Source organism: Maribacter polysaccharolyticus (assembly GCF_028882255.1).
Classification (GTDB): Bacteria; Bacteroidota; Bacteroidia; order Flavobacteriales; family Flavobacteriaceae; genus Maribacter_A; species Maribacter_A polysaccharolyticus.
Window position 1 is genome coordinate 416512 of sequence record NZ_JARBUY010000003.1, and the last position, 23964, is coordinate 440475.

The following is a 23964-nucleotide window of genomic DNA, read 5'->3' on the forward strand; positions in this document are numbered from 1 at the left end:
GTTATTTTTTCAAGAGTTTAGCGGTCATGCGTTTGATGCGTTCCGCCAATTTTTCGCTGGATAGTTTTTCCCTCAATCGATCCGTGATCAAGGGAAAGGCGAACGGGGTCGGTTGGGAGCAATGTTTCCATACGACCTTTTGTCCGTTGATCCGTTCCAAGGCCAAACGTAAACGACCTTCTTCCAATTGGTGTTCAAAGGTTTCGGTAAAAGCCTGTTGGTATAGAAGATTATCGGCTTCATAATCTTTGAACACATTGAAAAATAGTTCGGAACTACTCTGTAGGTGTTTCATTTTTATGCCTTTTTCAGGGTAACCCGTAAAAACCAAGCCACTGATTACTGCAATATCACGGAATTTGCGTTTGGCCATTTCGGTTGAATTTAAGCTTTTTTGAAGATCATCGGACATATGGTCCGTAGTGAATAGGTTGTTGTCCAGAATATCCCCAATGTCCAATTCCTGGTCGGAAAGCAACTCAAAGCCGTAATCATTGAACGCCAAAGAAAAAGTTATGGGGGAAAGCAGGCTAATACGATAACTCAACAGGCTGCCCATGGCCTCATGTACGGCCCGCCCTTCAAAGGGATAAAAGACGTGGTGGTAACCGTCATTGGTTGTAAAGGTCTCGATCAAAAATTGATCTGGCTTGGGTACGATACTTTCTTCACGTTGTTTGTCGAATATGGGTTTTAACGACCTTATTTCCAAGGACTGTTTCTTTATGGGCATGGAGGCCGAGTACAGTTCATTGCGCAGCAAATCGGACATTTGGGTCGAAAAAGACATTCTCCCGCCCATCCAGGCAGGGACCTTTGTCGATTTTTTATTTGAATTCCGCACAAGTACCTGCATTTGTTTTATGCGTATGAATTCCAAGTTCCGTCCTGCGAAGGTAAATACATCCCCAGCCTTAAGTTTCGATATGAAATATTCCTCAATGGTACCGATATACCCTCCCTTTTGATAGCGTACCGTTAGGTTGGCGTCCCCTACGATGGTCCCGATTTGAAATCGATGCCGCATGGCAATGCCCCTGTGGTTCACTTTGAAAAGTCCATCGTCCCCCACTTCGACTTTCTTGAACTCATCGTAGCTGTGCAAACTTTGGCTGCCCATGACCAAAAAATTCAGGATCCATTGCCATTGGTCCCTGTTTATGGCCTGAAAGCAGAAAGTGCCCTTTATTTCGTCATGTATTCGATCGGGGAAGAAACCGTCCGATACCGCCAAGGTGGTCAGGTATTGGATCAACACGTCAAAACAATTGAGGTATGGGATACGGTCTTCAACGGCCATCTTTTTAACCGCTTGCTGTAAGGCCGAAGCTTCCACGAGTTCCAAGGCATGTGTGGGTAAAAAATAGATGACACTTTTTGCTCCCGGTCGGTGTCCACTGCGACCTGCCCGTTGTAAAAAGCGCGAAATACCCTTAGTGCCCCCAATCTGTACAACGGTTTCAACCGGGGCGAAATCGACCCCGAGATCTAAGCTCGAGGTGCAAACGACCGCTTTTAGGCTTTCATTGCGAATGGCCTGTTCTACCCATTGTCGGGTTTCCTTGTTTATGCTCCCGTGGTGCATGGCGATTTCACCCGCCAGTTCAGGATGTTTTTCAAGTATTTTTTGAAACCATATCTCACATTGGCTACGGGTATTGGTGAACAATAATGTGGTTTTGCTTTTCGTGATAATGGGAATCGTGGTATCCAACAACCGCAGGCCTAAGTGCCCACGCCATGGAAAGGTTTCCATCTCGTTGGGAATGATACTTTTGATCTTGATTTCCCGTTTAAGGTTCGCTTTTATCAAAACGGAATTGACCAAGGCCATGGAGTCGGGGCCCAATAATACTTGGCGGGCCTGGTCCAAATTGCCGATGGTGGCCGAAATTCCCCAAATGCGAAGGTTATCGGTGATCGATTTCAATCGGGACAGCCCCAATTCGGTCTGAACCCCTCTTTTGGTTCCTAAGAGTTCGTGCCATTCATCGACAATGACTGCGGTACATTGCCCAAAAATTTTCGGATACCCCTTGGTGGCCAATAATAATTGTAGGCTTTCAGGGGTGGTAATGAGTAGATCGGGCATGTTTCTTTTTTGCTTTGCCCTTTCACCCGTACTCGTGTCCCCGGTACGTATGCCCACGCTCCATCCTGTTCCCAGGTCATCGGCGACACGTTCCGCAGCTTGTTTTATTTCCTGGGAAAGGGCCCGTAGGGGCGTGATCCAAATTGCTTTTAAGCCTTTGGTGTGTTTGGTTTTGTAATCGGGATGTTCCTTGATGTAATTCAAGACGATCGGGAACCATAGGGCATAGGTCTTTCCACTTCCCGTGGGTGCATTCAACAAGCCGTTCTTTCCTTGTAGAAAGGCCTTCCAGGTTCGTCTCTGAAAGGCAAAGGGCTTCCAGTTTTGCTTTTCAAACCAGTCTTCCGCCAGTACGTAAAGTTCGTCTTTTGTCATACATCTATGCAACTTTGAAAGCTGAATGTAGCCGATAAAATAATGAATTGTAACCTAAAATATCGCTTTTAAAAATTTATATTTGTTTAAATTAAAAACGTAGACATGCCTATTTTAGATTTGTACAATCATAGCGAGAAACGTAGGAATTTGGCCCATTTTGCTGCAATAGCGTCGTTAGCGGCTGTTGACGGGGAAGTTAATGCGCAAGAAATGAGGCTATTGGATAATTTTGCACAAAAATTGAATATCACCGAAGCGGAATTCAAGGAGGTGATGAAAAAATCGAACAAATATCCTATCGAGCCACAAAACAGTTCTGAAAAAAGGTTGGAGCGTTTGTTCGATCTTTTCAAAATAATATTTGCGGATAACGAGGTCGATGATGATGAAATGGTCTTGTTGAAGAAGTATGCCATTGGGTTGGGATACCCAAGTGAAAAGGCAGACAGGATCATCGAAAAATCAATTGCGATTTTTTCGGGAAGAATAGATTTTGATGACTATCTATACTTGGTCAAAAAATAGGACGATCCCACTTGAAGGGGTACAAATGGGATCGGACAAGTTCTTATTTATATTTGTCCAGGAACTCTTTTAGTTTCAAGACCATGTTCTTACTGCCACAAAAGAAAGGAACGCGTTGGTGCAGTTCGGTAGGTACGATATCGAGTATCCTTGTCCTGCCTCCCGTTGCGATACCATTGGCTTGCTCAGCGATGAATGCCATGGGGTTGCATTCATACAACAAACGCAATTTACCATTTTCGGTAACGCTGCTTTTAGGGTACATATAAATTCCGCCCTTGATCATGTTCCTATGGAAATCGGATACCAAAGAACCGATGTATCTTGAGGTGTAGGGCCTATCACCTTCTTCTTGCTGGCAATATTTGATATAGTCTTTCACCCCTTGCAGAAAATGGATATAATTACCTTCATTCACTGAATAGATCTTACCATCTTCAGGAAATTGCATGTTCGGATGGGAAAGGTAAAAGGTGCCGATGGCAGGGTTCAATGTAAATCCGTTTACACCGTCCCCCGTGGTGTAAACCAACATGGTAGAGGTACCGTACACAATATAACCGGCGGCAACTTGTTTGTTTCCGGGTTGTAGAAAATCTTCAATCGTTACCGGGGTACCTACAGGGGTTACCCTTCGGTAGATTGAAAAAATAGTACCTACCGATACGTTTACATCGATATTGGAGGAGCCATCCAATGGGTCTATTAACACCACATATTTGTTTTGGTGATTTTTATCCTGACTATTGATACTGATGAAATCGTCCTCTTCCTCTGAGGCGATACCGCAGACAATCTCCCTATTTTTAAGGGTTTGTATAAAAATGTCATTGGCCATTACATCCAATTTCTGTTGGTCTTCCCCTTGCACGTTCATTTCTCCGGCAGCTCCAAGAATATCAACTAAACCTGCTTTGTTTACCTCGTGATTTACCACTTTAGCTGCCAGTCGTATGGCATTGAAGAGTCTTGAAAGTTCCCCTGAAGTGTATTGGAACGAGGATTGGTTTTCGATAATGAACTCTCCGAGTGTCTTGTGTTTTGTGCCTACCATAGTGAATTTGTGTGTTTTATTTACAAATATCGCAGATTTTGTGAAACTACCATGTATTCTAAGAAATTAGATTATTTAAATTTATAACTTTGTGTTTTATTTATAACAATTATGGAATTTACTATTCGTGAAGCCGTAGCGGAGGACATGCCAGGGGTCTTAACCCTTATTAAAGAGTTGGCCCGTTTTGAAAAGGAGGCAAATGCCGTTGAGGTCACAGTTGATGATTTGGTTCGGGATGGATTTGGGGAGAATGTCCTTTTCCATTGTTTCGTGGCGGAATCGGGTTCAAAACTGGTCGGTATGGCCTTGGTTTATAATCGTTATTCTACTTGGAAAGGTCCTATCATACATTTGGAAGATCTGATCGTTGCCGAAGCCATGCGTGGATCGGGTCTGGGCACGGCCCTTTTGGATGCGGTCGTTGATTATGGGGCCAAGAAAGGGGTTAAACGGATCAATTGGGAGGTGTTGGATTGGAATGAGCCCGCCATAGCTTTTTATGAAAAAAAAGGGGCTCGCGTGATGCGCGATTGGGATGTTGTGCAGTTGGATGAAAAAGGAATAAGGAATTATTTAGATAAACTATGAAAATTTTCAAATTTGGTGGTGCATCGGTCAAGGATGCAGCTGGTGTACAGAACCTTGTAAAGGTTTTAAAGGAAGTAGGACATGATAATACCCTCTTGGTGGTTTCTGCCATGGGTAAGACCACGAATGCCATGGAGAAGGTGGTCGATTGTTATTTTGATGGGAAGAACGGTCTCGATGCTGCCATACAGGAGGTAATCACGTATCATAACGATATTTTAGTAGATCTTTTCAATACCGATAAGCACCCTGTGTTCGGAAAGGTAAAGGTGCTTTTCGACGAAGTTCAAGGGTTCTTGGCTTGGAACAAATCGCCTAATTACAATTTTGTATATGATCAGGTTGTGGGCTATGGTGAGTTGGTTTCGACCACCATCCTTAGCGTCTATTTGAATGAGGTTGGCGTAAAAAACTCTTGGTTGGATGTGCGGGAGTTCATAAAAACCAGTAATAATTACCGGGATGCCTTGATCGATTGGGAAAAGACCCAAGCCAGGATATCGGAAGGGGTGGATAAAAGTAAATTTTATATCACCCAAGGCTTTTTGGGTAGCGATGACAATAATTTCACGACTACGCTGGGTAGGGAAGGTTCCGATTACACCGCAGCGATATTCGCGTATTGCCTAAATGCCAAATCGGTCACTATCTGGAAAGACGTACCGGGTGTACTCAATGCGGATCCCCGTTATTTTGAAGATGCCCTGTTATTGAACCAGATTTCGTACAGGGAGGCCATAGAGCTGGCTTTTTACGGCGCTTCGGTCATACATCCCAAAACCTTGCAGCCACTGCAACGAAAAGAGATACCATTGTTGGTGAAATCTTTTATCGATCCCAACGGGAATGGTACCATTGTTGGCAAAGGAACGACCCTTGAGCCCCATGTACCGTGTTATATTATGAAGAAAGATCAGGTATTGATGCGACTTTCTTCCTTGGATTTTTCGTTTATCGTGGAGGACAATATAAGTGCACTTTTTAAAATGTTGCATGATCACAAAATGAAGGTAAGCATGATCCAAAATTCCGCGATAAGTTTTTCGGTATGCATAGACAATAAATTCGGCCGATTGGAGGAATTATTGAATCTCCTGAAAGCACGGTTCAAAGTTGTATGCCATGAAGGGGTTTCCTTATACACGGTACGGCATTTCAATAGTGACGCCCTAAAAACCTTGCAAAACGGGAAGGAGGTTTTATTGGAGCAAAGGGCCAATGAAACCGTGCAATTGGTGGTAAAATAAATAGGGGGATTATTTTTCAATCCGCCTAAAATAGTACTTCCAACAGGGATTTTGTTATATTTATGGTTCCTAAATGACAAAGCGAATGGGTTTAGTAACCGCAAAGGAGGTAGCCAAGGCAATTAACCTTGATAAGTATGGTTTCTTGGGGACCTTTATGGGCTGGATCCTAATGAGGATAACGAGGATATCGGGCATAAACCGGTTCTATAAAAAACACAAACATTTAGAGGGGATGGCGTTTTTGGATGCCATCCTTGGGCACTACGAGATCAATTTTGAGATTCCCGAAGAGGATTTTAAACGGTTGCCCAAGGAGGGAGCCTATATAACCATATCCAATCACCCTTTGGGTGGTATTGATGGGGTGTTATTATTGAAATTATTGGTGTCGCATCGAAGTGATTTCAAGATCATTGCAAATTTCCTTCTTAATAGGATAGAGCCGATATCCCCGTACATTTTACCTGTAAATCCCTTTGAAAACCATAAGGATGCCCAAAGCAGTATTGCCGGTTTTAAAAATGCCATGGCACATTTGGGGGACGGACATCCCTTGGGTGTTTTTCCGGCAGGGGAGGTGTCTACCTATAAAGATGGAAAGCTCATTGTGGATAGGCCATGGGAAGAGGCGGCGCTTAAATTGATACGAAAAGCGAACGTGCCGGTGGTCCCGATCTATTTTCACGCTCGAAATAGTAAGTTCTTTTATAGATTATCCAAGATAAGCGATGTATTTAGAACGGCTAAATTACCTTCAGAAATTTATTCCCAACGGAACAGGGCCATAAAAGTGCGGATCGGTCAGCCGATATCCATAGAGATGCAAAAAGAGCAAAAGACCTTGGAGGAATTTACCGATCTGCTTCGAAGAAAGACCTACTTACTTTCCAATGCCTATGAAAAAGAGCGTTTGATCGATCAGATACCGACGTCATTGAAAATTCCCAAAGCCCCTAAAAAAATAGCCTCGGCCGTGCGCACGGAAGTGATAGAAGGGGAAATTGAAAAATTGAGGGAGAAGGACTGTCGCTTGTTGCAAAGCAAGAACTATGAGGTTTTCTTGGCAACGGCAAATGATATGCCCTTTATACTGAAGGAAATTGGCCGACAACGGGAGGTTACTTTTAGGGAAATCGGGGAGGGTACCAATAATTCCATCGATTTGGACAAATTCGATGCGTATTACCGTCACTTGTTCCTTTGGGACGATCAGGACAAAGAGATCGTAGGGGCTTACCGCATGGGAATGGGATCCGAAATTTATAGGAATTATGGGATAGACGGATTCTATTTGCAGGATCTATTCCGTTTTGAGCCCGAATTATATGGTATGATGAGCCGGTCGATAGAAATGGGCCGGGCGTATATCATTAAAAAATACCAGCAGAAACCCATGCCTTTGTTTTTGTTGTGGAAAGGTATCGTACATACGACCTTACGGCATCCCGAACATAAATACCTGATCGGAGGGGTAAGTATAAGCAATCAATTTTCGAACTTTTCTAAGTCATTGATGATCGAGTTTATGAAGAGTAATTATTGGGACCCTTATGTGGCCCAATATATTAGCCCTAAGAAAGAGTTCAAGGTGAAGCTGAAAGATGCGGATAAGGAATTTATTTTTGATGAGACCAAAGCCGATCTCAATAAGTTCGACCGTATGATCAATGAGGTAGAGCCCGGAAATCTTAGGCTTCCGGTGCTGATCAAGAAATATATAAAACAGAATGCAAAAGTGGTTGCCTTTAATGTGGATCCCTTATTCAATAATTCGGTAGACGGGTTAATGTATATCCGTATCGCCGATTTGCCCGAGAGTACGGTAAAACCCGTCATGGAAGAATTTCAGGCGGAACTCGAAAGGAAGTTTGCCGAAAATCTTCAGAACAACGGGGATTAGTGCAATTCGCGTAAGATGAATTTTTGAAAGTATTCCTTGATCTCATTCCTCACCTTTAGAAACAATTTATGTTTTTCCTCGGAGGTGCCATCAAACGTCGTAGGGTCTATGAAATTATGATGTAGGCGTTTGGCATTTTTCGGAGGGATATACGGACAGGTTTCATTGGCATGATCACATACCGTGATGATATAATCGAAATCGATGTCAAGATATTCATCAACGTTGTTACAGGTATGGCCCGAAATATCGATGCCATCTTCGGCCATGATGGCGATGGCCCTTTGGTTTATCCCATGTACCTCTACCCCGGCACTGAAAATTTTGGCCAAGCCATCCTGTAACTTGTCAAGATAACCATGGGCCATTTGACTTCTACAGGAATTACCCGTGCATAAGACCAGTATGTTCTTCATGCGCCTTTGTTTAAAGATTCCTTATGAGCTATATGGATTGTTTTCCCCCTTTTTCCATAGGGCCATTATTTATATACCGACGGAGGTACTCCGGCGTTCAAAAAGTACGTTGTCCTTCCATTCCCCATCCAATTGCCCGATCCTTTCCCGTTTTCCTATATATCTAAAACCTGCTTTCCTGTGCAAAGCGATGCTTCCTTCGTTTTCGGGGAATATTCCCGATTGTAAGGTCCAAAAACCTTCTTCCTCACTCTGTGAAATTAACGTTTTCATCAGCAAAATACCCACGCCTTGGCCTTTGTGTTCCTTACCGACATAAATACTGACCTCGGCAACACCACCGTAAACGCATCTACTCGATACAGGGGACAATGCGGCCCAACCTAGGATATGGTCATTTTCGATCGCAACGATCCTGCAGGTAGGCAGGTGGGCTTTGTCCCAAGCTTCGAAAGATGGAATGGTCTTTTCAAAGGTCGCATACCCTGTAGCAATACCCTCCCCATAAATTTTTGAGACGGTATCCCAGTCGAATCGGAGCATTTTACGAGTTTCCATGGTTTATAAAGTCCATTTCGGTTGATGGGATCCCACTATAACCTAGAATCGCAATATTGCGATTAATGGTTGAATAAAAAAAGCCGTGCGTTTATTGCCGGCCTTTATTGTTTTAGAACCAAGGTTTCTTACCTACCTGATAGGTGTTGTAAAATTCCTCATCCGATTTCGTTAAATATAAAATGCCTTCGATAAGACCTAAAATTCCCATCAGTGAAGCACCAATACCACAGGTGAAAAATCCAAGTACAATGGTAACGGCAAGCATGATAATACCTTCCTTGGTATAGCCTAAAATAAATTTATGTATTCCCAAAGATCCAAGTACTATCGCCAGGATTCCGGACAGTAGTTTTTTGTTCTCGCCTCCGGCACCGCTGAATGCTTCCTTGGCGCTATCGGAAAACTCTTTCGCGGTTTCCTTGGCTTCATCGGCAAATTCCTTGGTGGCCTCTTTGGCATCTTCGAATTTTTCACTGGCCTTTTCACCAAGATCCTTGGCTTTATCCCCTAAATCTTTATTTTCTTCAGACATGATCTATGTTTTTGGTGGTTAATATTCGGTTAAAAGTAGTAAAAAAACTTACATAATGGGCCGAAAGAGCGCAAACAATACCATGGGGTAAACGGTGGAATTGCCTAGGATAACAATTGCGGACATTCATGGGTGGTGCAAGTATTGCCAAAATTAGATAAAGGCATCGTCAATAGGTTCCCAAAGCTCCAATTTATTGCCTTCGGGATCCAAAATCCATCCGAATTTCCCATAGTCATATTCCTCGATTTCACCCACAACGGTCACACCTTCCGCTTTTAAGGTTTCCAACAAATCCACTAAATTATCGACCCTGAAATTCATCATGAACTGTTTGTCGCTGGGCTTAAAATATTCGGTGTCCTCATTCATCGGGCTCCATTGGGTGGAACACTTGTTACCATTGTCGTCTTTCCACCAAAAGGTACAACCATATGGGTCGGTATTTAGTCCCAAATGGTTCTTATACCACTCCTTTATCTTGTCCGGGTCTTTCGACTTAAAGAAAAAGCCCCCCAGACCTGTCACCCTTTTATCCATATCGCTTATGATTTTTTAATGTTTTCCTCATAGAGTGATACCCAGTCGGCCACACTCATCTTAGTACAAAGTTCCCCGATGAGTTTATATGGGATGGTATCCATCTTTTTAAACCGGATACAGCTCTTGCCCATGTCCAACTTTGTCTTTACATACTTGGGATATTCACCCACGAACCAATCGTATAATTCCTTACTGGCATAGATCCCTGAGTGGTATACGGCCACGAAGTTCTTTTGGGAAGCCACACTCATAAACGGCAAAGGAAGTTCGGGCGTGCAATGGTAACCGTCGGGATATGTGCTATGGGGCACTACATAACCGAGCATCCCATAATTCATTCGTTCCTCGAATCCCTTAGGTAAATTTCTTAAAATGGTTTCCCGAAGTTTTCGAACGGCTTCCTGTCGGTCATCGGGTAATTCGGCAATATATTGTTCCGGTGTTGTGGCTTTGGATTGCATGCTCCATGGGTTTTGTATTCCTTACCCTTAAAGTTAGCAAAATTTTTCCTTGAGTTTATCAACGATGGTTTGGGCCAGTTTTTCCTTACTCTCGACCGTCCAACCTGCAATGTGTGGCGTAAAGAGTACATTTTTCGCTTCAATCAGGAAATTAAAGGCTTCAGGGAGGTTTTGGTCTTCGAACATGTCTTCGAACGATGATTTTTCATATTCCAATACATCCAATCCGGCGCCGAGGATTTGGCCCGATTTGAGATTTTTAACCAAATCCGAAGTGATCACACATTTGCCTCGGGCCGTATTCAACAACCAAATGGGTTTTTGAAAGGAATTGATGAATTCATCATCGATCATGCCAATGGTTTCCTCTGTTTGGGGTACATGAAGGCTGAGAACGTCGGTTCTTTGCTGAAGTTCCATAATACCCACTTGGCGGGCATTTTCATCACCCACGCCCCCAACGATATCGTAACAAATGACCTCTACATCGAAACCTTTTAGTTTTTTGGCAAAGGCCTTGCCCATATTGCCGTAACCGATAATGCCTACGGTTTTCCCATCGAGTTCGATACCTCGGTTCCCTTCCCGGTCCCAATGACCGTTCCTGACTTCTTGGTCGGCTTTATGGAGTTTGTTGAAGAGCGATAACAGCATTCCCAAAGTGTGTTCCCCAACGGCATTCCTATTGCCTTCCGGGGCCGATGCCAAAAAGATGCTATTTGCCTTGGCATGGTCAACATCGATATTTTCCAAGCCTGCTCCTACACGCCCAATGAACTTGAGCTTTTTGGCCTTATCCAAAAATGCAGCGTCAATGGTACATCTACTTCGGATGATAATACCATCGTAGGTGTGTATTTTTTTTTCGATTTCTTCCTTGGTAGAGGTGTAATCCTCGTGGTTTTCAAACCCGAGTTGGGTCAATTGCTCGATCAATACCGGGTGATTGGAATCCAGATGTAAAATTTTCATATGGTAAAGATATAAAGTACTTGTCTTTTTAACGGGTCCGACGTCCCCAAATTTCGGTTTTTTGGTCGCGGGTGTCCCATATAAACAAGGGGAGGGGTTAATAGGTATATTCAATTGCCGGCATTTGGTTCAAATCCCCAAGAGTAATTTGGCAATGGAGAAGTAGATCAAAATACCGAAAATATCGTTGCTTGTGGTAATGAACGGCCCAGTGGCAATGGCGGGATCAATACCTCTTTTATCTAGGAAAAGAGGAATAAAGGTACCTATGAGTCCGGCTACGATAATAACCGCGACAAGGGATATGGAAATGGCCAAAGCGGTTAAAAAATCACCCTTATAGATCCAAGTGAATATCAGCAGGACAGCCGCTAAAATCAATCCGTTCAAAGCGGCCAATAGCATTTCCTTGATCAATCGATTCGCGACGCCGCCCTTTAGGTCGTCATTGGCAAGCCCTTGTACGATAATCGCGCTCGACTGCACCCCTACGTTTCCGGCCATGGCCGCAATGAGCGGGGTAAAGAAGAACAATATGGCGTGTTTGCTGATCATGTCCTCGAAACCGCCCATGATCGCCGCAGCGCCCACTCCACCAACAAGGCCCAGGAACAGCCATGGGAGACGTGCCTTGGTCAAATCCCAAATACTATCATCGGCTTCGACATCTTGGGAAATACCGGCTGCCATTTGGTAATCTTTCTCTGCTTCTTCCTTTATGACATCGACAATATCATCAATGGTGATCCGCCCTACCAATCGTCCCATTTCATCTACTACGGGAATAGCTTCCAAATCGTATTTCGACATGATCTTGGCGACTTCCTCAGGGTCTTCATTCACACTGACCGAATCTACCTTGGGGATGTAAACGTCCCGAATATGGCTTTTTGTGGAAGTGGTCAATAAATCCTTTAACGACAACCTTCCTTTTAGTTTGTCATCGTCGTCAACCACATAAATGGAGTGTACACGGGTAACGTTTTCGGCTTGGGCCCGCATTTCCTTCACACAGGTAAGGATATTCCAACTTTCACGAACCTTGACCAATTCTTTTGCCATAAGTCCACCTGCGGAATTCTCATCGTACCGTAAAAGTTCGACAATGTCCTTGGCGTGTTCCCTATCCTCAATTTCAGAGATGACCTCATTTATCATTTCCTTGGGGAGTTCCCCAACGATATCGGCGGCATCATCGGTGTCCAATTCCTCAAGCTCCCCTGCGATTTCCTTGGCAGAAAGGTTGTTGAGAATGGATTCACGGATATCCTCATTGATTTCGGTCAGTATATCCGAGGTTTTGTCACTATCGAGCAGTTTGATCAAGTAAGTGGCATCTTGCTCGTTAAGCTCATTGATGATCTCTGCAACATCGGCGTAATGTACTTCCTCCAACAGGCTTTCCAATTTGGAATTCTGTTGGTTTTCGATCAACGCCTCTATTTCCAATAGAAGCTCATCTGTCAGTTTAAATGGAGTCATTCGCTATCTTCTTTGTCAGCCCGATAAAATCGGCTACGGCCAATTGTTCTGGTCGTTGGTCAAATATAGTATCTTCTTTGAGAATATCGGAAAGCTCAAAGCTTTTTAAACTGTTGCGAAGTGTTTTTCTACGTTGGTTAAAGGCGGTTTTCACTACCCTGAAAAATAACTTTTCATCGCAATCGAGTTGTTGGTTTTCCTTACGGATAAGGCGTAGTACCCCGGAGTGTACTTTTGGTGGCGGATCAAAAACGTCCGGAGCTACGGTAAAGAGATATTCCGCGGAATAAAAGGCTTGGGCGAGGACCGAAAGTATGCCGTAGGTCTTGTTTCCTTCCTTGGCACAGATACGCTCAGCGACTTCCTTTTGGAACATTCCTGAAAATTCAGGGATCCTATGGCGCCATTCCAACATCTTGAAAACAATCTGTGTGGAAATATTATACGGGAAATTTCCGGTAATGGCAAAGGGCTTGTCATCGAAAAGGGTCGATAGGTCATATTTGAGAAAATCGGCCTCAAGGACTTTAAAGGAAGTATGGGCGCCAAAGATTTGCGGATGTTCCAGGGGAAAATCCTGGTTGAGGTAATCAATCGATTCCGAATCCAGGTCCATTGCTACGAGATCGATCTCATTTTGTAACAGGTATTTGGTCAAGACCCCGGTTCCCGGACCTATTTCCAAAACATGATGGTACCCTTTAAAAGTCAGGGTGTCCGCAATCTGTTTGGCAATGCCCTCATCCTTCAAAAAATGCTGGCCCAAATGTTTTTTTGCCTTTACGGGACCATTGTCCGGGCGATAGTTACGGTCTTGCTTAAAGTGTTTTGACCCCTTGTTCTTTTTTCTGCCCATAGTTTCAATGTTCGCTTATGACTTCTAGTTCTGTCCGGAAAGAGACGAATTTATCGGAGAACAGCTTTTGGGCTTTCTGTCTTAATGCCGGGGCAAATTCTTCGTAATAGGACTGCAGGGTTTCCTTGTCTACCGTAGTGTACTGTACCGCATAGGTGAAGCCCCCCATTTCCTCTTCGACCAAAACCTTGCAGATTTTAGCGGAAAGGAATTTCCCGGTGGCCAAAACCTCGGGAATATGGGTTTCTTTCATCCAGGAAAGCCATTGTTCATGTATGGTTTCATCGATATTCGTGGTAACGTTGTATATGTACATAATATTTGTTTCAAGTTCACTATCCAAGCCCAAGGTGCACTTAACTTTTTTTGAAAGCACTTTACGGGTTTGTTGGCGGTTTAATTTAAACTGTCGCCTCGCAGTATCCTAAAATTCTTTCGGGCTTGGGGAAAATAGTAGCTATCCTGGTAATTGTAAATGATTTTTTCGTACTGTGCTTTCGCTTTTTCGGGTTCGTTCAATACCTTTCGATAGAGCTCTCCCAAGGCAAAATAAGCATCATCGGCTAAAATGTCATAGGAGTAGAATTCCGTTATTTTTTGATAATTGAAAATTGCGGCCTCATAGTCTTTGATTTCTTCCAACAGTTTTCCTTGTTTGAGCAGTGCTTCGTCCTCTATCTTCTCCCCTTTGTGGTTTTGTAATATATCCTCCAAGGTGGAAATGGCCTCCTTGGTTTTATTCTGATAGGCCAGAAGATCGGCACGGGCATACTTTCTTAAAGCCGTTTTTGTCGAATCTTCCAAAGAATTGTCCGCTATAAGAAGGCTCAATTGCATGGCATCGTTGGCAATTAGTTGGGAGGTGGAACTTCGTAGTACTTTCAATTGGGTCAGTGCCCAATCAAAATCGCCCTTATAAAAACTGGTTTGTGCCACTTTGAACCGTGCATTTTGACCGAGCACATCGTTCTTAAGGCTTTTTTGCACCTGGGAGAAGTAAATAAGTGCCTGATTGAATTTTTTGTCAAACACCAGAATATCCCCCAAGGCCAATTTTACATACGCTTTTCCCCTGACGTTCAAGGGCAGCTCCAAGCAGTTTTTCAGGATATCGATGGCAGGTTCAGGGCTGTCTTTTTTAAAAGTCAGGAAATTGGCATAGGCAATTTGGAGTTGTAGGGTTTGGCTTTTGTAACCATGGATCGCGATAAGGGCTTTGAACTCTTGGTCGATGGTATTCAGTTTTCTTTGGTCTATGTCCAACAAATCGATATCGATCAAATGTAATTGGGCATTCAATTGGGCGATTTCGTCCGTTGACTTTTCGGCAATGTAGTTGAAAATGGAACTTGCCGTTTCGATTTCATTATCGTTCAGGGCCAATTGCCCAAGATGGTCCAGACGTTGAACCGTACCGCCTTCCATCCGTTTAAAAATCGCTTTTTCTTGCCGAAAGGCACTACTGTATTGTTTCTGTTGTACAAACAGCCAACTTAAAAGATCGTTCCACAACAAATCCGGGTCTTTCTGGGCGTGCTCGAGCAGTACTTTTTTAAGTTTGATGTTGTTCTCGTTTTCGGGATCGTCCGAGATAAAATCCTCGATACTCCTGAGGACGTTCGATTTTGAGGTCTTGCCATTGATGAGTAAGTTCATATAGGCATCGTACATCTTATCGATATGGCCCTGCTCCCCATAAATACGGGCCATTTGGTAGTTGTAATCCAATTTCGGATTCAGCTCCATGGACTTTTTATAGGCTGCCAAAGCATAATCCAATAGGGAATAATTCTGAAATCGAAGGGCCATACTATAACCTAAGTTGGGATTCTCGTCGATTCTGGTCAGGGCTTGGTCGTAGTATTCCGTAGCCTTTTCAAAATTGTTCTGTAGGGCGTGGTTATGCCCCAATTCTATAAGTAAGATGGGATAGGTGTTCCCTGCCTTTATTTTCTTAAGTAGGAATTCCTCCGCATCGGAATACCGTTCCAATTGCTGGTAGCAAGCAACCAATCCTTCCGAATAATCGCTCCTCCTCGGATTTTTTTCAACCAATTTTTCATAGAAGACCAAGGCCTTCTCAAAAGCACCATCATTAAAATACTGCTTGGCCAAAAAATCATCTTGGGCCGAGGCCATTTGTGAACTGCACAAAAAAAGAAATAGCAAGAATATCCTCAAAAGCACGTTTTTCCCAAAGATACGCAGAATGGAATAAGCCAATGTTAAGGTTTACAAAAAACCCGATTTAGTCGATCATATCGAAGCCGCAATAGGGAACAAGTACCTCGGGTATCTTTATGCCCTCGGGAGTCTGGTAATTCTCCAGGATACCGGCCAAAACCCTTGGCAAGGCCAATGAACTACCGTTCAAGGTATGCGCCAATCGGGTCTTTCCATTTTCGTCCCTATACCTCAGTTTGAGTCGGTTGGCCTGATAGGTTTCGAAATTCGAAACCGAACTTATTTCCAACCAACGGTCCTGAGCGGTGGAGAATACTTCGAAATCGTAGGTTAGGGCAGCGGTAAAACCGAGGTCCCCGCCGCACAAGCGTAAAATCCTGTACGGTAGCTTTAGGTCCCTTAATAGGGTCTTTACATGTTCTACCATTCCGTCCAAAGCTTTGTATGAATTGGAAGGGTGTTCCAGACGTACTATTTCTACCTTGTCAAATTGATGCAATCGGTTCAGTCCACGTACATGGGCCCCATAACTACCGGCTTCCCTTCTAAAGCAAGGTGTATAACCGGTCAGACAAATGGGAAAATCACTTTCGTTGATAATATTGTCCCTGAAAATGTTGGTTACGGGTACTTCTGCCGTCGGGATCAAATAAAGATCATCGGCCCCGACATGGTACATTTGCCCTTCTTTATCGGGTAATTGTCCCGTGCCATATCCCGATGCCTCATTGACCAAAAGCGGTACCTGCATTTCGGTGTAGCCGGCCGCTGTATTTTTATCGAGGAAATAAGCGATCAACGCACGTTGTAATTTGGCCCCTTTTCCTTTGTACACGGGAAATCCGGCCCCGGTGATCTTAACACCCAGTTCAAAATCGATGATGTCATATTTCTTGGCGAGTTCCCAATGTGGTAATGCGGAAGGGTCTAAAGAAGGGATGTCCCCTTCTTTAAAGATTTCTTCATTGTCATCCTCGGTATTGCCCGCAGGGACCAATTCGTTGGGGATATTGGGTATTTGGTACAACAGGTCCTGTAATTCCTTTGCTGTAGCGTTCAGTTCCTCGCCCAAACGTTTGGAGTCTTCCTTTAAGCTGCCCGTTTTTTCTTTTAAAACATTCGCTTCCTGGGCTTTGCCCGATTTGAAAAGCATGCCGATTTCTTTCGATAATTTATTGGATTCCGCTAAGGTATTGTCCAATAATGATTGGGTGGTACGTCTTTTTTCGTCCAATTGAAGTACTTTATCCAATATAGGGGCAGCATCGATATTTCGCTTTTGTAAAGCGTTGATGATTTTGTCCTTTTCTTCTCTTACGACCTGTAGCTGTAGCATGGAAATTTAATTAAGGGGCAAATTTAAGGTTAATTGATCAATGTATCAATCGGGGGTTTAACTATTTTATTCCCTTTGGTCATCAAGGTCGGAAGGCAATATCCAATCATGGTGTTTAAAGTGGTCCCATTTTTCATTGGCCAAATCGATAGCTGGATTTATAAAGGGTTTGTAGGGTTTCCCATTGATACTGATTTGTGAATTATGGGCGTAGACCGATATACTATCCCCTTGGGATCGGTATTCTTGGCGCAAATAGTGTGAAAATTGCCAGATAAAATCGGGATAGGCCGCAACCTTTCGCAATTGTTTCCGGGTCAAATGGTCTTTCAGTTGAACCAGTTCGGTTTTTCCGCTGGTATGGTTTACCACCTTGAAATGGATCTTGCCGACCCGGTTACGTAACATCATTCGCCAACTTAAGCGATGCCCTTCCTCGGTCCAAAGGACATGGTCCTCGATAAAATGGTGCCTCACGGGGAGGATGATCTGGACCAGTATATACAGGCTGCAACACATTATTATGAAAATGTGGCTTGAAGGGGTTTTTGTCCCTAGCTCCAATCGAGGTTTTTTGTCCTTGAAGAAAATGCTCCGGATCGTATTGGGGTCAAAAAAGAATACGGTAAAGGCCAGGGCCAAATAAGGGAAAATACCTATTTGAAAAATCACGGAATTGGAAATGTGGAAGAAGATGGCGATGATAAAGGCCGTTTTCCGGGTCGGTTTCCAGAGAAGTGCCGGTACGATCAAGGCATCGAATACGATCCCAGTGACCGCAATGGTCTTATGTACCCAAGGTTGTTGTAAAATAGGACCGATAATAGGGTAGCCGTTTTTGGATTGCATCATACTCTCTATTACGCTGAAATCGAGCCAATCGCCATATAATTTCGCAACGGAGGCGTAGGTATACACGATAAACAATTGTGCAACGATCATCCATTTGACATAGGAAAACATGACATTGGTGCGAATGTCCGCATTTTGTCTGGCATCGATGGATAACCCGGTGTTTGCCGGAAAAAAACACATCATCAAGGAGATCAAGAACAACAAATAGTAATGATTGTTGTACGACGATTTCTGCATTAGGTAAACCCCAAGCCATAAAACGGTAAATGCAATGATGCTCCATCGATATTTATACCCAAGGGCGATAAGGATCCCTAAAGTTCCCATGATTATGAAATAAAAGTACATACCCGGGCCCGGTAAGGGTTGCAAAAATTCAAACCCAATGAACGAAAAAGTGAATTTTGGGATGATGAGGGTGCTTTTTATCCAACCTGTAACTATGGCGCCAAAACTTTCCAAAGCGATCAAGATTCCGAAGAATACCCTGAAAATAAGTAAAGGGGCATTATCGATCTTGCTGAAAAATAAACCCTTAAGCATGGTCTTTCAGTAAGGTCCGTGAAGTTTCCTTGTCTTTTTCCAATTGATCCCGTAAAGCGGCAATCGATTCGAATTTGTGTTCCTCACGGATAAATGCTAAAATACCGATCTGCAATTGCCGATCATATAAGTTGCCCTTAAAATCGAATAAATGTACTTCTATGCTCTTTTCCTTGCCCGAAACGGTGGGATTGTAGCCGATATTCATCATTCCGTAGACCATGACATCGTCAATTTTGGTCTGTACCACATACACCCCATTTTTCGGTATTAACTTATAGGATTCCTTTATGAAAAGGTTGGCCGTGGGAAAATCCAGGGTGCGTCCCAATCCCTTTCCTTTTTGCACGACACCGGTCAACATATAGGGGTAGCCCAGATAGCTGTTGGCAACTTCGATATTCCCTGCTTCCAATGCTTTCCTTATTTTAGTGGAGCTTACCGATACCTCATTTACTTCCTGTGCGGGAATTTCGTCGACCTCGAAATCCAAGGCGTTTCCAAAGGCAATGAGATCATTGATGTTCGCCTCCCTATTTCTTCCGAATCGGTGGTCATACCCAATTATGATTTTCTTGGCCTGTAACGAATTGACCAGGATATCACGAACAAATTCCGTTGCGGTCAAACGGGAAAACTCCTTGGTAAACGGATGAATGATGAGATAGTCCAATCCCAAGCTGTCCAAGATGGTCTTTTTCTCCTCAATGGTGTTCAATAATTTTATATCGGTGTCTTTTTGAAGCACCATTCTGGGATGGGGAAAGAACGTAAGTACGGCCGATTTTAAGTTATGGGTTTTGGCATTTTCGATAAGTTTACCCAAAATTTTCCTATGCCCGATATGGACCCCGTCAAAGGTTCCTATGGTAATGGCCGTAGGATGTTCTTTATCATATTTATCGATGCTTTGAACTGTTATCACGAAAACTAAAAAATAAAAATACCTATATTTGGAATTGTTTAAAAGCCCCTTAATGGTTTCAAAATTACGTCTAGTTTTTTCAATATCCATAATATTTCTTTCCTTTTGCGGATATGCACAAAATAACTATTGGAAGCAGGAATCTGGACTTACCGATGTAAAATCAACGATTTCAAAACGATTCAATGTACAAAAAGCCAAGGTTTATTCCTTTGATGAGGAGGGGTTCAGGAATACGATAAAATCGAACAATGCAGGTAAGAATACTTCCATAACGGTCAGTTTTCCCAATGAAGCAGGGGAGATGGTGGAGTATGTCGTGGTTGAAACACCTGTTTTTTCACAAAAACTTGCAGAGAAATATCCTTCCATAAAATCCTATTCCGGCTATAGCGTAAACGATGAAAACAACAAGGTGCGTTTTAGTGTTTCCCATCGGGGCGTACAGGCCATGTTGATCAACGGGACTAAAAAAGGGAACTCGTTTTTGCAAAAGACGTCGAATGACAATTATATCATGTATTCCCGTGGAGGGGAGAATGAGGTGGACAAGACGTTTATTTGCGACACCAAAAGTTCTATAGACCAAGAACTGTCTACCCTCACAGCGAAGCAAGTGGATGACCGACAATTGCGAAAGTTTAGGTTGGCCATTTCCACTACTGGGGAATATACCGCTTATCATGGTGGTACGGTGGCCGATGCTTTGGCAGCGGTCAATGCCACGATCACCAGGGTCAACGAAGTTTTTGAGTCGGATCTTGGGGTGGTTTTGGAGATTGTTTCCGATAATGATAAGATCATCTTTACCGATGGTATTGCCGATCCCTATGGTTCGGATTTAAATTCAGAGGCACAGGGTGTCATTACCGACAGTATCGGGGCTACAAACTTCGACATCGGCCATTTGTTCCACAGGGTGGAAAGCAGTGACCAAAATTCGGGAAATGCCGGTTATATCGGGGCGGTTTGCGAGGATACTAAAAAGGCCAGTGCCTATTCTTCAAAAGAAAGTCCGGAGGGGGATAATTTCGACCTGGATTATGTGGCCCATGAAATGGGGCATCAATTTGGGGCGAACCATACGTGGTCGTTCGAATCCGAGGGCACCCAAGTACAGGCAGAACCCGGAAGTGGGACGACGATAATGGGGTATGCCGGGATTACCGGTGTCAACAATGTTGCTACCCAAGGGGATGATTATTACCATTATTACAGCATTTATCAAATATCGGAGTATTTGGAAACAGTGGATTGTGGGGAAATCATCGAACTTACCAACAATCCGCCTACGATCGATCCCATGGGGGATTATGTCATTCCCATATCGACCGCATTTGCCCTTACCGGGAGTGCAACCGATGTGGATGGCAATAAGCTTACGTATACTTGGGAGCAAATTGATGACGGTGTAGTCACCCAATCCACTTTTGGTCCTACCAATCCCAGTGGGGCAAATTTCAGGTCCCAAGAACCATCTTACGATCCAACGCGATATTTTCCGAAGTTATCCAGTGTCCTTGCGGGTAACTTAACGGAAACCAATCCTACCGTGAATTCCAATTGGGAGACGGTCTCGGAAGTCGAACGGGAAATGAATTTTGCCCTAACGGTAAGGGACAATGCCATAGGGGGCGGACAAGTGGTATTCGATTTGATGACGGTTTCCGTGGTAAATAGTGCAGGTCCGTTCGAAATGATTTCCCAGTCCGCAAGCCAAACCTATACCGCCGGTACCATCCAGAATATTGTCTGGGATGTGGCCAATACCGATATGGCTCCCGTAAATGCGGAAAAGGTCGACATTTTATTGTCTGTCGACGGAGGGTTGACCTTTACCGAGACATTGGCAGAGGACGTGACCAATGACGGGGAGCACAATGTGGTCTTGCCCGGAACCCCAACTACCTCCGCCCGTATTATGGTGAAGGCCAGGGATAATATTTTCTATGCCGTGAATGCGGCCGATTTTACGATTGAAGAGTCGGAAATAGTATTGAATTTCGCCGAGCTTGAATTAGAGGTGTGCCAACCCAATGATTTGGTCACAACGTTCGAATATGAGACGTACAATGATTTTATGGAGGAGGTGACGTTCAGTGCGCCCAATCCCCCTTTAGGGATGGATATTGCCTTTTCTCCCGAAACCGCGGTCAATGATACCACGGTAACCGTTACTTTTTCCAATACGGCCAGTGTGCCGGAAGCACTTTATGATATCGAGATTGAAGCAACTTCGGCCAGTATTACGAAAAACATCGTATTGGATCTACAGGTATACGATGACGTGTTTCCCGATGTTGCACTCATAGCTCCGGCGGATGGGGCCGTAGATATCTCTGCAAATACCTTTTTGGAGTGGGAGGACTCCGCTTCTTATACCACTTATGAAGTGGAAGTGGCGACTGATGCGGCTTTTACCGATATCGTTGAAAGTGACACGGTTTCCTCCAATACTTATTCCCCACAGAATCTGGATAATGAAACGGATTATTATTGGAGGGTTAAACCCCTGAACAGTTGTGGGGAAGGAAATGCTTCCCAAGCCTACAGTTTTACGACGATCGATTATAATTGTACCTCCAAGGAGGCGACTGACGTACCTATAACGATATCCTCGGTAGACACGCCCACCATAACCTCGACGATCGCATTTTATGACGACATGCCCATTGCGGATGTAAATGTTTACCTGGAAATCGACCACAGCTATTTGGCCGATCTTGTGGTGACCTTGACATCCCCCGCAGGGACCGAAGTCGTGTTGTTGTCAAGTTCCTGTGGGGATTTGGAAAACGTGAATGCTACCTTCGATGATGATGCCTCTAATTTTATCTGTAGTGGGGATCCGGCCATCAGTGGAACGATAAAGCCGTTAGGGGCTTTGAGTTCCTTTAACGGGGAGTCGCTTTACGGCGAATGGACGCTTGAAATAAATGACAATGCCGCTTCGGATGGGGGTTCCTTAAAGACGTTCACGATGGATGTTTGTATCGAAGGCACCTTTAGACCCGATGGGGATCAAGATGGTGTTTTTGATGATGGGGACGATTTATGCTTGGATACGCCTTTGGGAACTGAAGTGGATATAAATGGATGTGCGGTATATCGATTCGCCAGTGATAATTTTACGCTGGGCCTACAGAGTGAATCCTGTAGGGATAATAATGATGGAGCCATAGCAATTTCGGCGGAAGAGTCTATGGATTATACCGTAAGCATTACAGGGGACAATGTAAATATAAGTGAGCCATTTACCAGTGCCTATACCTTAAGTGGTTTGTCGGCCGGTGACTATACGGTATGTATTGGGGGTTCCGATGGTCTTGTGGATTATGAGGAATATTGCTTTGGTGTGGTAATAACCCAACCGGATGCCCTAACGGTGAGTTCAAAAACTTCCTACGAGGATGAACTGACCGTTTTGACGCTGCAAGGGTCGGATAGCTATACGATTGAATTGAACGGGGAAACTATTGAGACTACGGCTTCAGAAATCTCCCTGGGATTAAAAAAAGGAATCAATGCGTTGAAGGTTTATACGGGCTTGTCTTGCCAAGGGGCATATGAGGAGAGTATCTTTTTAGGTACCCAACCCGTGGTGTACCCCAATCCGTTTGCAACATCGACTACGGCTTATTTAGGTGATGGGGAAAGTGAAATTAACGTGGAGGTATATACGATCGAAGGCCGCCGGGTCATGGTCGAAACCTATATGGTCAACGGAGCGGAATTGCCTTTGGATATGGCCCTATTGCCTGCTGGGGTATATATTGTTAAGTTTACGGGTAAAACCATAAAAGGAACCACTAAAATCATAAAACAATGAGGGTAATCGCACTTTTGTTTCTAGGAGCCCTTTTGTTCGGATGTAATAAGGACAGCACTCCGAATTCACCGGAGGCGGCCGTTTTGGTTTATCCTGAAAAGGATTCTGAATGTACCACGGGAAGTGATTTGAATGATACCACAAGTGAGATCGAGTTTGTATGGACAGCCTCTGACTACACCGATAGTTATGAGTTGAGGGTGACCAATTTGACGACGAATGTGATCCAAACGGTTAACACTACAGCTGTTTCCGCAACATTGCCCTTAGCGAAGGGAGAACCTTTTTCCTGGTATGTGCGTTCAAGGAATACAGACGTTTCGGATACGGCAAGTAGTGATGTTTGGTATTTCTACAATGCGGGTGCCGTAACGACATACAGCCCTTTTCCGGCCCAATTGGTTACCCCTCAAAATGGCACTTCGATTTTTAGGGATAGCAATAATGAGATTACCTTGGAATGGTATGGGGTGGATCTGGACGACGATATCGTCGGGTATGAGGTTTATTTTTCTACAGTGACTCCCCCAGTAGATTTAATTTCGACTACGACATCCACCACATTGGAACAGGTGGTTAGTGTTACTGCCGATACCACGTATTATTGGCAGGTAATCACCATTGATGGGGAAGGTAATAGTTCGCAATCCGCGGTATTTGGTTTTAAGGCACTTTGATC

21 protein-coding genes are annotated in these 23964 nt (G+C 43.9%); 6 read left to right on the forward strand and 15 right to left on the reverse strand.

The window, feature by feature from the left end; all coding sequences use genetic code 11:
- Position 1 precedes the first annotated feature (1 nt).
- The gene (locus tag PHU20_RS11365; RefSeq protein WP_274825491.1) at positions 2–2467 is read right to left on the reverse strand and encodes a ligase-associated DNA damage response DEXH box helicase; all 2466 of its coding nucleotides are present in this window, start codon (positions 2465–2467) and stop codon (positions 2–4) included.
- A 105-nt stretch (positions 2468–2572) separates the two neighbouring features.
- On the opposite strand from PHU20_RS11365, the gene PHU20_RS11370 reads away from it, so the two are divergent.
- Positions 2573–2995, forward strand: a complete 423-nt coding sequence (locus tag PHU20_RS11370) for a tellurite resistance TerB family protein (protein ID WP_274825492.1) — start codon at positions 2573–2575, stop codon at positions 2993–2995.
- Positions 2996–3038: 43 nt separating this feature from the next.
- Here the strand turns inward: PHU20_RS11370 and fbp are convergent, their stop codons facing one another.
- Positions 3039–4049 carry a class 1 fructose-bisphosphatase gene (gene fbp, locus PHU20_RS11375; protein WP_274825493.1) on the reverse strand — a complete coding sequence of 337 codons (1011 nt, stop codon included), beginning with the start codon at positions 4047–4049 and terminating at the stop codon, positions 3039–3041.
- A gap of 111 nt (positions 4050–4160) precedes the next feature.
- On the opposite strand from fbp, the gene PHU20_RS11380 reads away from it, so the two are divergent.
- From PHU20_RS11380 to PHU20_RS11390, 3 genes are all read left to right on the forward strand, one after another.
- Positions 4161–4640 carry a GNAT family N-acetyltransferase gene (locus PHU20_RS11380; RefSeq protein ID WP_274825494.1) on the forward strand — a complete coding sequence of 160 codons (480 nt, stop codon included), beginning with the start codon at positions 4161–4163 and terminating at the stop codon, positions 4638–4640.
- Positions 4637–5887: an aspartate kinase gene (locus PHU20_RS11385; RefSeq protein ID WP_274825495.1), complete on the forward strand. Its 1251-nt coding sequence runs from the start codon at positions 4637–4639 to the stop codon at positions 5885–5887. Before PHU20_RS11380 ends, PHU20_RS11385 begins: the two co-directional genes overlap by 4 nt.
- A gap of 85 nt (positions 5888–5972) precedes the next feature.
- Complete coding sequence (locus PHU20_RS11390; RefSeq protein ID WP_274825496.1) at positions 5973–7790, forward strand: lysophospholipid acyltransferase family protein; 1818 nt, start codon at positions 5973–5975, stop codon at positions 7788–7790.
- On the opposite strand, the gene PHU20_RS11395 is transcribed toward PHU20_RS11390, so the two are convergent.
- From PHU20_RS11395 to PHU20_RS11455, 13 genes are all read right to left on the reverse strand, one after another.
- On the reverse strand, positions 7787–8206 hold the full coding sequence (locus PHU20_RS11395; RefSeq protein ID WP_274825497.1) for an arsenate reductase ArsC: 420 nt from the start codon (positions 8204–8206) through the stop codon (positions 7787–7789). The two genes, PHU20_RS11390 and PHU20_RS11395, sit on opposite strands and share 4 nt — an antisense overlap.
- Positions 8207–8275: 69 nt before the next feature.
- Complete coding sequence (locus PHU20_RS11400; protein WP_274825498.1) at positions 8276–8764, reverse strand: GNAT family N-acetyltransferase; 489 nt, start codon at positions 8762–8764, stop codon at positions 8276–8278.
- Between the two features lie 112 nt (positions 8765–8876).
- The gene (locus PHU20_RS11405) at positions 8877–9299 is read right to left on the reverse strand and encodes a TM2 domain-containing protein (RefSeq protein ID WP_274825499.1); all 423 of its coding nucleotides are present in this window, start codon (positions 9297–9299) and stop codon (positions 8877–8879) included.
- 153 nt (positions 9300–9452) lie between these two features.
- Positions 9453–9839, reverse strand: a complete 387-nt coding sequence (locus PHU20_RS11410; RefSeq protein WP_274825500.1) for a VOC family protein — start codon at positions 9837–9839, stop codon at positions 9453–9455.
- Positions 9840–9844: 5 nt separating this feature from the next.
- Positions 9845–10303, reverse strand: coding sequence for a DUF1801 domain-containing protein (locus PHU20_RS11415; protein WP_274825501.1), 459 nt, complete (start codon positions 10301–10303; stop codon positions 9845–9847).
- A 33-nt stretch (positions 10304–10336) separates the two neighbouring features.
- Positions 10337–11275, reverse strand: a complete 939-nt coding sequence (locus tag PHU20_RS11420) for a 2-hydroxyacid dehydrogenase (RefSeq protein WP_274825502.1) — start codon at positions 11273–11275, stop codon at positions 10337–10339.
- A gap of 129 nt (positions 11276–11404) precedes the next feature.
- The gene (gene mgtE, locus PHU20_RS11425) at positions 11405–12757 is read right to left on the reverse strand and encodes a magnesium transporter (protein ID WP_274825503.1); all 1353 of its coding nucleotides are present in this window, start codon (positions 12755–12757) and stop codon (positions 11405–11407) included.
- Positions 12744–13613 (reverse strand): 16S rRNA (adenine(1518)-N(6)/adenine(1519)-N(6))-dimethyltransferase RsmA, encoded by an 870-nt coding sequence (gene rsmA, locus PHU20_RS11430; RefSeq protein WP_274825504.1) that lies wholly within the window; start codon positions 13611–13613, stop codon positions 12744–12746. The genes mgtE and rsmA overlap by 14 nt, the downstream gene beginning before the upstream one ends.
- A gap of 4 nt (positions 13614–13617) precedes the next feature.
- Positions 13618–13929 (reverse strand): DUF4286 family protein, encoded by a 312-nt coding sequence (locus tag PHU20_RS11435; RefSeq protein WP_274825505.1) that lies wholly within the window; start codon positions 13927–13929, stop codon positions 13618–13620.
- 80 nt (positions 13930–14009) lie between these two features.
- Positions 14010–15794, reverse strand: coding sequence for a tetratricopeptide repeat protein (locus PHU20_RS11440; RefSeq protein WP_420828675.1), 1785 nt, complete (start codon positions 15792–15794; stop codon positions 14010–14012).
- Positions 15795–15861: 67 nt separating this feature from the next.
- Positions 15862–17133, reverse strand: coding sequence for a serine--tRNA ligase (serS, locus tag PHU20_RS11445; protein WP_274825506.1), 1272 nt, complete (start codon positions 17131–17133; stop codon positions 15862–15864).
- A gap of 66 nt (positions 17134–17199) precedes the next feature.
- Complete coding sequence (locus PHU20_RS11450; RefSeq protein ID WP_274825507.1) at positions 17200–18531, reverse strand: HTTM domain-containing protein; 1332 nt, start codon at positions 18529–18531, stop codon at positions 17200–17202.
- Positions 18524–19456 carry a bifunctional riboflavin kinase/FAD synthetase gene (locus tag PHU20_RS11455; RefSeq protein ID WP_274825508.1) on the reverse strand — a complete coding sequence of 311 codons (933 nt, stop codon included), beginning with the start codon at positions 19454–19456 and terminating at the stop codon, positions 18524–18526. The genes PHU20_RS11450 and PHU20_RS11455 overlap by 8 nt, the downstream gene beginning before the upstream one ends.
- Before the next feature lie 52 nt (positions 19457–19508).
- Here PHU20_RS11455 and PHU20_RS11460 point away from each other — a divergent pair, with 52 nt between their 5' ends.
- On the forward strand, positions 19509–23285 hold the full coding sequence (locus PHU20_RS11460) for a reprolysin-like metallopeptidase (RefSeq protein WP_274825509.1): 3777 nt from the start codon (positions 19509–19511) through the stop codon (positions 23283–23285).
- Entirely contained in the window at positions 23282–23962 is a 681-nt protein-coding gene (locus PHU20_RS11465) for a hypothetical protein (RefSeq protein WP_274825510.1), read from the forward strand. The genes PHU20_RS11460 and PHU20_RS11465 overlap by 4 nt, the downstream gene beginning before the upstream one ends.
- The last annotated feature ends 2 nt before the right edge of the window (positions 23963–23964 follow it).

Excerpts from the sequence above, each read along its gene's own strand:
- PHU20_RS11365 (WP_274825491.1), bottom strand. The coding sequence starts at position 2,467 with ATGACAAAAGACGAACTTTACGTACTGGCGGAAGACTGGTTTGAAAAG.
- PHU20_RS11370 (WP_274825492.1), top strand. The coding sequence starts at position 2,573 with ATGCCTATTTTAGATTTGTACAATCATAGCGAGAAACGTAGGAATTTG.
- fbp (WP_274825493.1), bottom strand. The coding sequence starts at position 4,049 with ATGGTAGGCACAAAACACAAGACACTCGGAGAGTTCATTATCGAAAAC.
- PHU20_RS11380 (WP_274825494.1), top strand. The coding sequence starts at position 4,161 with ATGGAATTTACTATTCGTGAAGCCGTAGCGGAGGACATGCCAGGGGTC.
- PHU20_RS11385 (WP_274825495.1), top strand. The coding sequence starts at position 4,637 with ATGAAAATTTTCAAATTTGGTGGTGCATCGGTCAAGGATGCAGCTGGT.
- PHU20_RS11390 (WP_274825496.1), top strand. The coding sequence starts at position 5,973 with ATGGGTTTAGTAACCGCAAAGGAGGTAGCCAAGGCAATTAACCTTGAT.
- PHU20_RS11395 (WP_274825497.1), bottom strand. The coding sequence starts at position 8,206 with ATGAAGAACATACTGGTCTTATGCACGGGTAATTCCTGTAGAAGTCAA.
- PHU20_RS11400 (WP_274825498.1), bottom strand. The coding sequence starts at position 8,764 with ATGGAAACTCGTAAAATGCTCCGATTCGACTGGGATACCGTCTCAAAA.
- PHU20_RS11405 (WP_274825499.1), bottom strand. The coding sequence starts at position 9,299 with ATGTCTGAAGAAAATAAAGATTTAGGGGATAAAGCCAAGGATCTTGGT.
- PHU20_RS11410 (WP_274825500.1), bottom strand. The coding sequence starts at position 9,839 with ATGGATAAAAGGGTGACAGGTCTGGGGGGCTTTTTCTTTAAGTCGAAA.
- PHU20_RS11415 (WP_274825501.1), bottom strand. The coding sequence starts at position 10,303 with ATGCAATCCAAAGCCACAACACCGGAACAATATATTGCCGAATTACCC.
- PHU20_RS11420 (WP_274825502.1), bottom strand. The coding sequence starts at position 11,275 with ATGAAAATTTTACATCTGGATTCCAATCACCCGGTATTGATCGAGCAA.
- mgtE (WP_274825503.1), bottom strand. The coding sequence starts at position 12,757 with ATGACTCCATTTAAACTGACAGATGAGCTTCTATTGGAAATAGAGGCG.
- rsmA (WP_274825504.1), bottom strand. The coding sequence starts at position 13,613 with ATGGGCAGAAAAAAGAACAAGGGGTCAAAACACTTTAAGCAAGACCGT.
- PHU20_RS11435 (WP_274825505.1), bottom strand. The coding sequence starts at position 13,929 with ATGTACATATACAACGTTACCACGAATATCGATGAAACCATACATGAA.
- serS (WP_274825506.1), bottom strand. The coding sequence starts at position 17,133 with ATGCTACAGCTACAGGTCGTAAGAGAAGAAAAGGACAAAATCATCAAC.
- PHU20_RS11450 (WP_274825507.1), bottom strand. The coding sequence starts at position 18,531 with ATGCTTAAGGGTTTATTTTTCAGCAAGATCGATAATGCCCCTTTACTT.
- PHU20_RS11460 (WP_274825509.1), top strand. The coding sequence starts at position 19,509 with ATGGTTTCAAAATTACGTCTAGTTTTTTCAATATCCATAATATTTCTT.
- PHU20_RS11465 (WP_274825510.1), top strand. The coding sequence starts at position 23,282 with ATGAGGGTAATCGCACTTTTGTTTCTAGGAGCCCTTTTGTTCGGATGT.